Genomic DNA, 2,139 nt, shown 5'->3' on the forward strand with positions numbered 1-2,139 from the left:
GGTCCATTGAAGGGCATAGACGATGAAGAGGAATTCGTTGGTACCGAATGTGCGCATATCATGCCCTCCCGAGGAGTTTACGGCGCGAACGTGTGAATATCAGCAGACCTGCGGCGTTGAGGATGGCTCGGAAGACAAAGTTGAGGGTTACGTAGATCGCGGCGATTACCAGATAGACCTCCATCGTCCGGAACGTCTCGGAACTTGCGATCATCGCAGCCCCTGTCAGGTCCTCGACGCCGATCGCCGATACAAGGCTGGTCGAGAGCATCAGTAGGACGCATTGCGAAACGACCGGCGTGAATACCTTCTCCAGTGCGGGCGGCAGGATCACGAACCGAAGTGTCTGGAGGTACGTCAGCCCGAGGCTTTCCGCGGCTTCGAACTGGCTCCGGTGAGTGGCCTGAATGCCGCCTCTAACGATCTCGGCAATATAGCCGCCATTGTTCAGGATGAGCGCGACCAGCACCGATGTCTGGGGAGAAAGCCGTAGCCCAAGGCTTGGCAGTGCGAAGAAGATCACGAAGATCTGCACCAGAAGCGGCGTATTGCGCATCAGTTCCACGTAACAGCGTACAAGCAGGCGCGGCACAAGTCCGGGAAGCGTGGAAACGACCGCGCAGAAGACGCCGAGGGCGAAGCCGCCGAATATGCCCACGAATGCAAGCAGCATGGTCAGCCAGAGACCGCTGAGAAACTGCGACAGATATGGGACCAACGATGCGAACTGGAATGTATATGCCATTTTGCCCTCGCGTATGGTGACAGTCCGTGCCCGGTTTTATTCGGCGCCCAAGGGACGGACGCGAATGTTCTTGCCCGCCTGTGCGATCGTATCGGGATGGCATAGATCGAGGGCTGCCGCGACGAGCCACCAGGTGTGGTCGGCCTGACGGATGATGAAGCACTCTGTACTGTGGCCGATCTGACCGAACTCCATTGCGTGACCCATGCAGATATGGCCGACTTCATCGGGCAGACCGACGGAAAGGCAGACATGCGCGCCGTAGGCCGAGTGGCGGAACGTGGGATCGCCATAGCGGTCGCCACGTTCTTCGGAGCGCTTCAGCATGACGGGATCGAATTCCCAGGTCTTGCCGATGTCGTGGCAAAGCCCGCCGGCCAGGAGAATGTCGCGATCAACCTTGGCTTCGGGATATGTGGCCTTGAACTCCTCGTAGATCGACAGTGCAAGCCGGGTCACGCCGCGCAGATGCGCGTCCTGCGTACCACGCTTGAGCGAAAAGATGTTCGGGCTTCCCTCGCCCTGGATGTCGGTGACGCGATCAAAAGATGAGCGCTCGAGAGCAAAAACCCAGGCGTCGATAACCTTCTCTCGAAGTTCGTCCGACTGGATATCCGCTATCTCAGGCAGATCTTCGAGAATATGCTCACGCGAAATCGTTTTGTACATTTTTTGATCACCTGAATAAACTGCTTATTGAGCGAGCTTAAGGTTGAATGAATTCAAAATCCAATTAGGATATTGGCAGGTATCGATCGAATTTTTCTATGGAAGAAAATGGCTCTCAGTTTCTCGGCGGTCGAAGCATTTTATTGGGCCTCTCAGTTGCGCAGCTTCAACGCCGCGGCAGAAAAGCTGAGCATCACGCAGCCGACGGTTTCGTATCGGATCAAGGAGTTGGAGGAACAACTCGGTGTTCCGCTTTTCATTCGGCAAAAACGGCAGCTGCAGCTGACCAGTGAGGGTGAAGCACTCAAGCACTACGCCGAGGCGATGATCGGCATTGCCAGAGATATCGAATCTAACATCAAGACACGCAATACGCGCCTGCCGACGCTCAGAGTGGGTGTGATGGATAGTTTTGCCACAGTCTGCCTCCCGGCACTGCTGGACGAACTGGATGGCCGATTTGCTGAAAGCCGCATTGCAGCTACCGTCGACACGAGCCATAGCCTCGCCCGACAGCTTTCTGAAGGGCTTCTCGATATCGCCGTCCTGTCGACACCCCCCGAGCACGACAACGTTGCGCTGGAACTCCTCGGCCGTCAGACGGTGGAATGGTTTGTCAGCCCCAAACTTGAGATGCCCCGCGAATTCGTCTCGGACGCGATGCTCCTGCGACAACGGATATTCTCGACACCCGCGCCATCCAATCTCCACACCCTGACAACCAC

The 2,139-nt window shown here is 56.6% G+C and carries 3 protein-coding genes; 1 reads left to right on the forward strand and 2 read right to left on the reverse strand.

From position 1 onward, the window contains the following. Window positions 1-58: 58 nt before the first annotated feature. Window positions 59-745, reverse strand: coding sequence for an amino acid ABC transporter permease (locus tag AB4Z23_RS26990; RefSeq protein ID WP_441361122.1), 687 nt, complete (start codon window positions 743-745; stop codon window positions 59-61). A gap of 36 nt (window positions 746-781) precedes the next feature. Continuing rightward, window positions 782-1,414 (reverse strand): HD domain-containing protein, encoded by a 633-nt coding sequence (locus tag AB4Z23_RS26995; protein WP_035201052.1) that lies wholly within the window; start codon window positions 1,412-1,414, stop codon window positions 782-784. Window positions 1,415-1,486: 72 nt separating this feature from the next. On the opposite strand from AB4Z23_RS26995, the gene AB4Z23_RS27000 reads away from it, so the two are divergent. After that, on the forward strand, window positions 1,487-2,139 hold a 653-nt coding region (locus tag AB4Z23_RS27000; RefSeq protein ID WP_441361123.1), incomplete at its 3' end, for a LysR family transcriptional regulator.

This window comes from Agrobacterium sp. MCAB5 (assembly GCF_052114365.1).
Taxonomy (GTDB): Bacteria; Pseudomonadota; Alphaproteobacteria; order Rhizobiales; family Rhizobiaceae; genus Agrobacterium; species Agrobacterium tumefaciens.

What these genes read in the sequence shown, in the direction of transcription:
- AB4Z23_RS26990 (WP_441361122.1), bottom strand. Translation starts at nt 745, where the DNA reads ATGGCATATACATTCCAGTTCGCATCGTTGGTCCCATATCTGTCGCAG.
- AB4Z23_RS26995 (WP_035201052.1), bottom strand. Translation starts at nt 1,414, where the DNA reads ATGTACAAAACGATTTCGCGTGAGCATATTCTCGAAGATCTGCCTGAG.